Source organism: Pseudoalteromonas sp. NZS100_1 (assembly GCF_015864285.1).
Lineage (GTDB): Bacteria > Pseudomonadota > Gammaproteobacteria > Enterobacterales > Alteromonadaceae > Pseudoalteromonas > Pseudoalteromonas arctica.
This window is the reverse complement of sequence record NZ_JADYXN010000055.1, coordinates 1-8,421: the sequence shown is the minus strand read 5'-3', so window position 1 is coordinate 8,421 and position 8,421 is coordinate 1. Positions and strand designations below refer to the sequence as shown.

8 protein-coding genes are annotated in these 8,421 nt (G+C 40.4%); 6 read left to right on the top strand and 2 right to left on the bottom strand.

Annotated elements, in window-relative coordinates; all coding sequences use genetic code 11:
* Nucleotides 1–184 precede the first annotated feature (184 nt).
* Complete coding sequence (locus tag I6F66_RS20195) at nucleotides 185–865, bottom strand: Fe2+-dependent dioxygenase (protein ID WP_007585050.1); 681 nt, start codon at nucleotides 863–865, stop codon at nucleotides 185–187.
* A 77-nt stretch (nucleotides 866–942) separates the two neighbouring features.
* The gene (locus I6F66_RS20190) at nucleotides 943–3,123 is read right to left on the bottom strand and encodes a TonB-dependent siderophore receptor (protein ID WP_197209646.1); all 2,181 of its coding nucleotides are present in this window, start codon (nucleotides 3,121–3,123) and stop codon (nucleotides 943–945) included.
* A 217-nt stretch (nucleotides 3,124–3,340) separates the two neighbouring features.
* Between I6F66_RS20190 and I6F66_RS20185 the strand changes: the two genes are divergently transcribed.
* From I6F66_RS20185 to I6F66_RS20160, 6 genes are read left to right on the top strand one after another with little or no spacing between them, the layout of a single operon-like run.
* Complete coding sequence (locus I6F66_RS20185) at nucleotides 3,341–4,114, top strand: DUF3450 family protein (protein WP_197140360.1); 774 nt, start codon at nucleotides 3,341–3,343, stop codon at nucleotides 4,112–4,114.
* A complete protein-coding gene (locus I6F66_RS20180) occupies nucleotides 4,114–5,439 on the top strand; it encodes a MotA/TolQ/ExbB proton channel family protein (RefSeq protein ID WP_197209645.1) in 1,326 nt (441 codons plus the stop codon). The genes I6F66_RS20185 and I6F66_RS20180 overlap by 1 nt, the downstream gene beginning before the upstream one ends.
* A complete protein-coding gene (locus tag I6F66_RS20175; RefSeq protein ID WP_197209644.1) occupies nucleotides 5,432–5,812 on the top strand; it encodes a MotA/TolQ/ExbB proton channel family protein in 381 nt (126 codons plus the stop codon). The genes I6F66_RS20180 and I6F66_RS20175 overlap by 8 nt, the downstream gene beginning before the upstream one ends.
* A gap of 4 nt (nucleotides 5,813–5,816) precedes the next feature.
* The gene (locus I6F66_RS20170) at nucleotides 5,817–6,221 is read left to right on the top strand and encodes a biopolymer transporter ExbD (protein ID WP_036981164.1); all 405 of its coding nucleotides are present in this window, start codon (nucleotides 5,817–5,819) and stop codon (nucleotides 6,219–6,221) included.
* Between the two features lies 1 nt (nucleotide 6,222).
* Nucleotides 6,223–6,879 carry an energy transducer TonB gene (locus I6F66_RS20165; RefSeq protein ID WP_197209643.1) on the top strand — a complete coding sequence of 219 codons (657 nt, stop codon included), beginning with the start codon at nucleotides 6,223–6,225 and terminating at the stop codon, nucleotides 6,877–6,879.
* A 19-nt stretch (nucleotides 6,880–6,898) separates the two neighbouring features.
* Entirely contained in the window at nucleotides 6,899–8,320 is a 1,422-nt protein-coding gene (locus I6F66_RS20160; RefSeq protein ID WP_197209642.1) for a lipopolysaccharide assembly protein LapB, read from the top strand.
* The last annotated feature ends 101 nt before the right edge of the window (nucleotides 8,321–8,421 follow it).

The following is an 8,421-nucleotide window of genomic DNA, read 5'->3' as shown; positions in this document are numbered from 1 at the left end:
AAAAAACCAAGAAGCGTTTAAGCTCCAAGAAAGTTAAATACGACCTTGAAGCTTAAAATGAGAGATGGTATCTACAAGTAATTTCAGCACAGCGTTAAGTTTTGGCTGTAGGCGTAGAGCTTGCTCACGCGAAAAGCGCAGCTTTTAATTACTTATATCCAATATTTAATAACGAGTATCTTCGTTATGTCTGCGCCCACTGTCTTAGCAAGTTATGATAAACCCCCGTCAATTGAATAATCTCTGGGCTATCTTCTACTTTGCTGCGCAAACTTTGAATCGACATATCTAAATCAAAGAGTAAACCACGTTTTTCGTCGCTGTTTACCATGCTCTGTAACCAAAAGAATGAGGCTAATCTGCGCCCACTCGTTACTGGCATTACACGATGTAAGCTCGTTGAAGGGTACAACACCATACTGCCTGCTGGCAGCTTTACGCTATGTGAGCCATAAGTGTCTTCAATAACAAGTTCACCGCCCTCATAGTCTTCGGGGTCATTAATAAATAACGTCATTGATACATCTGTACGAATTTTCACAGGCGTACCCGGCACTTGCCTGATTGCATTATCTACATGCACACCAAACGATTGCCCGCCTTGGTAACAATTAAATAACGGAGGAAAAATTTTTGCAGGAAGTGCAGCCGACATAAACAAATTACTGCGCGCAAGTGCTGCCATAATAATATCGCCAAGCTCTTGGCATTCAGGGCTATTTTCAGGTAGCTGTAAGTTATTTTTTGCTTTGGTTGATTGATGCCCTGCGGTAATACTGCCATCGGCCCACTGCGCTTTAAGCAAAACCTCATGACAATAAGCCACTTCTTCTTTTGTTAATAGCTCTGGAATTTTAACTAGCATGTGCGCCCTCTCACATTTTCATCAAATAATTAAGGGCAGAGTTAACTCTGCCCTTTTATGCCGTACTTATTTTACTCTTAGAAAGAGTAGCTCGCTGTTAAGCTAAACTTACGACCATCACCTGGTACAAAGTGTCCACCACCTAACTGATCAACGTAATCTTTATCACCTAAGTTTTCACCGTTAAACTGCAGGCTCAAATCTTTTGATATGTCGTACGCAACCATCAGGTCAAAAATAGTATAACCCGGTGCACGAGAACGTGTAGACGTAGTGCCGTTGTAGCGCTCACCTACATATTGTGCACCTAAACCAAACGATAATTTATCCGACATATCGTACGTAGTCCAAACACTCGCGCTGTTTTTAGGCGTACGTGCAAGCTCGTTACCAATTTGCGATACGTCATCACCTAAGGCTTTAGTTACTTCGCTATCTTGGTAAGTGTATGAAGCAATTACAGTCCACTCTTTAGTAATTAAGCCAGTAGCAGAAAGCTCTAAACCTTGTACGCGCTGTTCACCACCGAGTATTTCGTCACTTGAACTATCTGCAAATGGGTCATCAGTACGGGCATTAGTTTTTTCAGTGCGAAATAGTGCCGCATTAGTTTGCAGGCGCCCATCCATTAAGCTCCACTTAGTTCCTAGCTCGTAGCTGCGGCTTTCTTCTGCGTCTAAATCAGCTGCATTTGAACGCGTAGATACCGTTAGGCTTTCCGCTGATGGATTGAATGAATTACCTGCGCCTAAATATACACTGCCGTTCTCTGTAGGTTTATAAACTACAGCTGCATTCCAGCTAAATAAGTCGTCACTTGTAGAAATTAAAGCGCTTGGGTCATTGTAATCGTTGTGATAATCCGTAGTGAAGCTATCAAAGCGAATTCCGCCTGTAACTTCCCACTGCTTGTTAAGTGTCACTGTATCAAATGCATAAATAGCTTGGTTTTTAGCTTTAGCTTCAATGCTTGTACCGTCACGGCCATACACACCCGTAAATGCAATTGTTGCATCAGGATTGTATAAGTCGTTGCGTATTCCATCTTCAATTAGGTTATCAGGTGTAGTTGCAACAAAGTTATGACGTGTAAACGTTTCGTTTGCAAGTTCAACACCCACTACAACATCGTGAGTAAAGCCAGCAAATTCATAGTTACCAATTAAATCAACTTGAAGTGCAGCAAGTGAATTTTCTGTATCACGTGTTTTTTCATCTGCAAAGGTAATGTCAGTATCTGTTGTAACCGAGAAATAACGCGGTGCAGTTGTTACTGATTCACGTTTAACTTTACCTAAACGACCTTGCACACGTAACGTAGTATTTTGAGAAAAATCATACTCATAACGAGCTGTCGTTGAGTAGGCTTCAATATCTTCATAATCACGGTAAATATTACCGTAAAAGTTATCAAAATCGACAGGAGAAGGTGAGCGCGCGCTATCTGCAAGTTCAGCTACTGGCGTATCACTGTAAACCCAAGGAATACCGTAATCTGGTAAATTGTCTTGGCGCTGATACTCTAGGTTTAAATCAAAACGGCTGTTTGTACCAAGCCCTGTTGCAAATGCAAACGCAACAGCATTTGTTTCATTCTCAACATGGTCACGACCTGCAACATCACCTTTATCAGTAAGAAGATTGATACGTAGTGCGCTTGTGTCGTTTACTTGAATGTTAGTATCAAAACGACCACGGTAATCGTTTTCTGTACCTAAACGTAGCGAAACGTCGTTAAAGTTGTCTAACTTCGCCTTTTTACTTTCTAAATTAACACTACCACCTGCTGCGCCACGACCAGAAACCGCTGAGCCTGGGCCTTTTGCAACTTCAACGGCTTCAATGTTGTAAATATCACGTGTGTAACCTGCAACATCACGAATACCATCTACAAAAATATCATTTGTTGCACTAAAACCACGAATCGACATGCTATCGCCAGTAGGTGAGCCACCCTCACCTGCAGCTAAAGAAATACCAGACACATTGCGTAAAGCATCACGTAAGCTATCTACGTTTCTATCTTTCATTACCGCTTGGTTAATTACCGTTACAGTTTTAGCTGTATCGAGTAGCGGTTGAGTGTATTTATGAGACGTTGATTTTTCAACAACATAGCTAGACTCAGTTTTAGTTTCTGCTTTAGTTACCGATAGTTCTTGAACATCCTGTGCACTTGCCCAAGTTGAAAGCGTTGCCGTAACAACCGCTGCAATTGGCTTTATGTAGGCATTTCCTTTATTCGATGGCTTACTCATGGTTACTCCGTAGTTTTTATTAAGCACTTAACTATTGTTAATTTAAGGTACATATTTAATTTCGGCGAAATCCTACCACCCAAACAACGCAATGTAAACGATAACTGTTATCAATTGCATTGTTATGTAAATTACTATATTGTATACACACTCAAAAATTAACAGTAATTACGTCCTTGTAATTGCTTGTAGTAACTTTCAGGATTGTTGTTAAGTAATGCGAAGCTTAATTAAACCAATTAGCGTAGTTATCGCGCTTTGTAGCACTATGGCAGTAAAAGCCGACACTGTTAGTGAGCTAGAACAACTCGTTAATAAATGGCTACAAATAGAAAATCAAAACACAGAATTAAATACTCATTGGCTTGAACAAAAAAGCAGCATGGAGCAAACCTTAACGCTTCTAAATGCTGAGCAGCAGCAACTTAGCGAGCTTAATCAGCGTAGAAAAAAAAACACCAGTGAGCTTGCCCAAAAACGCGAACAGCTTGTTACCAAGCAATCAGAGCTTGAAAATGATCAACAGCAATTAAATGATCAACTAGCGCGTATTTCTCAGCAATTACTTTCATTACAAGTGCAACTCCCCCCGCCACTTTTAAGTAGTTGGAAAAACACCGGTGATTTAAGCGACTCACAGCTCAGTACAACTGACAAATTACAAACAGCGCTAAAAATGCTGACTCTACTTAATGATTTTCAACAACGTATTTCTATTCACGAAATGGCTATTAAGCATCCTGATGGGCAAGAAGTATGGGTAAAGCAGCTTTACTTAGGTGCAGCTCAAGCATGGTTTGTAAGCGAAGATTTAAGTTATGTAGGTATTGGTTTTCCAAGTGACTTAGGTTGGCAGTGGGAATTTGACCCAAGCATTAATGCTGAACAAGTTGCACTGGGTATTGCTGTACAGCAAAAAAAGCGCGCTGCTGATTGGGTAACACTCCCAATATTAAGTTATGTAAATAAAAACCAGCAAGGGGCTAAATAATGGCTACTAACAGCATAATTGCAGTATTTAGCGCCACGGTTTTACTTTTTAGCGCAAACATTTCTTTTGCAGCCAGCAGTGATGATGCTAAACAAAGTATTTTAAGTGATATTAAAACAGCGCAACGCACTCTAAATAAAACTCAAAATAGTATTTCAAAAGAGCAAGCTACCCTTGCAAAGCAAATTTTTACCAAGCAGCAATCGCTCAGTAAATTGCGCGAACAAGCAGCCGTTAATCGCCGCCTAGCTGACGAAAACACATTAAGTCTTGATCAGTTACAAACCCGATTAGACACTTGGCAACAGCAACAGCAATATCAATTAAACTTACTTAGCCGTTTTGTGCGCCAAAATACCAGCAATAGTGCTAGCAGTAACGAGTCGACTAATAACCAAAACGAGTTATTAAGCCGCGTTATATCGCAAATTAATAATCAAGAGCAGGCACTTTATCCACAGTTTAAAAAACAATCGGTTGTGCTAAGTAATGGCGAATTAAGCCAAGCTAATACCCTACAAGTAGGGCCTGTTGCATGGTTTAGTACGCAAACACCTAAACTTATGGGTTTATTAAATTTGGATGATGAATCTAATGTATTAAAAGTAGCGTTAGTGCAATCAACGAGTAACGATAACCCACTTGATAATACTTTAAATCAAAATGGTGCAGGCTCAACATTACTTACTTTTGATCCTAGTTTAACGCACTTAGTAACTAGCCAAGCCCAACAAGAAAGTCCGCTTGAACACCTAGAAAAAGGCGGCTTGTGGGCTATCCCTATTATTTTATTTGCCTGCTTTGCACTAACCATTGCGCTATTAAAAGCCGCACAGCTACTGCGTTTAAGTAAAATTAAAATGCACTCTCAAATGCAATTACAGCAATTTTTTAAAGCTGAAAATAGCAGTGAATTTGCAGGTATGCAGCAGCAGTTGTTTAACTTAACGCTGCAAAGCGAAAAAGGCCAAGTACGAGACGATCAATTATTTAATCAGTTAATTCACGATAAGCATAAACTCGATAACTTTATTGGTGCTATTGCCGTTACAGCTGCAGTAGCTCCACTACTTGGCTTGTTAGGTACTGTTAGCGGCATGATCGAAACATTTAAAATGATGACCTTGTTTGGCTCAGGCGACCCAGAAGTTGTATCGGGCGGTATTGCACAAGCACTTATAACAACTGAATTAGGTTTAGTCGTTGCCATCCCTGCATTGGTATTAAATGCCCTACTATCGCGTAAAGCAAAAGCGTATTACAGCCAGCTAGAAGGCTTTGCATTACAGCTAAGCCAACTAGAAAAAGGAGAAACCAATGTTTGAAAAAATCGTTAGTAACCCTATTTGCTGGTGTATTCTTTTACTCGCTTTATTTGTATACCAGTTAATTTTTCATGACTTGCTGCACCTTAAACAATACCAAGCGCAGCGTAAAGGTTACTGGCAAGAGGTAAGCTCTATTTTAACTGCCGCTCTTCCGCTACTTGGTTTATTAGGTACCATTGTTGGTTTGCTTGATACATTTAAAGTAATGGCGCTGGGCCATAACGAGTTAATGAGTGCAGCCATTGGTGATGCATTACTAACAACTCAATTGGGCCTTGTGTGCGCTATTCCCGCGTGGTTAATGCAAGCTTACTTAGCGTATTCGCAGCGTAATCCTAAATTACATACGTTAAGTAAACAGTTAGGGTAACACTATGCAATCACGATTAAAGCACAAGCTAGAGCAAGAAGCGGGGCAACATATTGATATGTCGCCGCTACTTGATGTGGTATTTATATTGCTAATATTTTTTATTGTTACAACCGTATTTGTACGCGAAAGCGGCGTTGAAGTTGATAAACCACAAGCCGTATCGGCCAGCCGTCTTGAGCAGCAAGTCATTTTTTTAGCAATAACCGACAACCAACAAGTATTTTTTGATGGTAGCCAAATTGGTGTTGCTGGTGTACGTAGTAGTGTCGAGCAAATGCTAAAACAGCAACAACGCCCTGTGGTAATTCAAGCTGATAAAACAGTACCTACAGAGTTACTTGTTCAAGTAATTGACGAAGCAAAACTTGCAGGCGCGGCGCAAGTTAACTTAGCTACGAAGCAATAATATGCACACGATTGACTCGCTTCAAAAAACAAAAAACAATCGCCATCCACTGTTTGCATTTGGCCTTAGCCTCATTGTGCTTAGTGCTGCATTACTACTTTTATGGCTTGGGCAACTTGCCGAACACCATATGCAAGACAAAGTGGTTGTACGTGAGATTGCCATGGTGGCACTGCCACCTCCTCCTCCGCCATCAATATCGCAACAGCAAACAAGTGAGCCAATGCAAAGCTTAACGGTAGAAGGGGCTGGTGCTTCTATTCAAGCAGTTAAAATTAAGATAAAAACCAATTTAAGCATTGTAAAGCCCGATACACCCAACGTAAAAGTAAGCGCGCCACAATGGCAATCAATGAGTGTAAATTGGGATGCATTTAGCTTAAATCAACTCGATGGTCTCCCCACTTTACTTACACCTGTTAAAGCCGTTTTACCAAAAAGCTTAACCCGCCGAGGTGTTGATGTATTTACTGTAAAACTCGATGTATTTATTGATGAAAGTGGCAAGTTAAGTTTAATTGAGGTAGTACAAAATCCATATCCTGAACTTAAACCAGCTATCGACAAAATTATTAAACAAAGCCGCTTTAGTGCACCTAAAAAAGAAGGTGAAACAGTACGCGCTCGCTTTATTTGGCCAATCGAATTTAAACCTTAAGCCTATTAAAATGAAAAATATGAATATATTTAAAACGCTAAAACCATTAACTTCCGCACTGTTTACGATTGTAATGTGCTCATTACCTTTATTAGGTGCAGGTAACGTACATGCAAGCGCTGCTAATGATGCTAATGCGCCACTAAAAGTAACGTTATCGCCTAGCGATCCAACATGGCAGTTGGCTATAAACAATAAATTATTAGGCTCTACAGAGGTCCTTATTGAGCCGACCGAGCGCGGCTTTGCTCGCCAAGTGCAACCACTACTACAAGCCGGTAATTACAGTGAAGTTGCTGCGCTATTTAAAGGCCGTGATATAAGCCAAGATAGCACTGCTTTAAACCTATTACGTGCACAAGTTTTGCTTTCAACAAAAGACTTTAATAACGCTGAACGAGCTTACCTAGCGTGTTTAAAAGCCTCACCTGATTTAGTAAAAGCACACCAAGGTTTGAGCCTTTTATACATGCAACAAGCAAAGTATGATAAAGCACAAACACATCTAGTTCACAGTATTGAACTTGGCCAAGCTGATGCACAAAGTTATGCGCAACTTGCTTATATACACGTGCAGCATAGCCAACCTTGGAGCGCAGTTGCTGCGTACCGCCAAGCGCTGATGCTAGCGCCAGAAACAAGCCAATATCAACAAGGGCTATTGTTTGCGTTAATTGAATCGGGTGATTTAAGTCAGGCAAATGCATTACTAAAAGAATTACTTAATAAAACCCCTGATAAAGCTGAACTTTGGTTGCAACGTGCACAAATAGCACTGCAACTTGATCACAAAAAGCAAGCGATTGCTGCTATTGAAGTGGCCTTAAAACTCAATCCCAAAGATACCAGTAACCAGCTGCTTGCTGCGCAATTACATTTAAGTGAAGGCAGTAGTAAACGTGCAGTTAGCTTATTAAAGCAAGGTTTAAAACACGCCACTAAACAGCAGCAAGTTGAGGTTATTAATACCACGATGCAAACTTTAGGCTGGCTTGTATCTCAACAAAAATGGGATTTAGCTAAAGAGCTAATAGGCAGTGCAAAAAGATTAACTAAGCAACTACCCCGTGATGAACAAGCCCAGTTTTCTGTATACAGCGCACAAATTGCTATGCAACAAGGTAATACTAAACGTGCTCTTAAAAGCTTAAATAACGCACTTAAAATAAACCCGAATTTAGGTGACGCCCTACTTAGTTTAGCGAGTATTTACCGCGGTAAAAATCAGCTTACGCAAGCTAGGTTAATGTATGTACGCGCGCAGGCTCTGCCTGACTATCAACTATCGGCGTGGCTTGGTTTATCGCAAATAGCGATTGACTCTAAAGACTATTCTGAAGCGTTAAAACATCTTAGAAAAGCGTTGCAAGCAAACCCACAACGCCAAGACTTAATAACCAATATTCGCGCCCTTGAGAATATAGTGCGCCAAGAAGGGTAAGTTTAACACCGTGGTTAAACTTACTTGTAGATACCATCTCTCATTTTAAGCTTCAAGGTCGTATTTAACTTTCTTGGAGCTTAAACGCTTCTTGGTTTTTT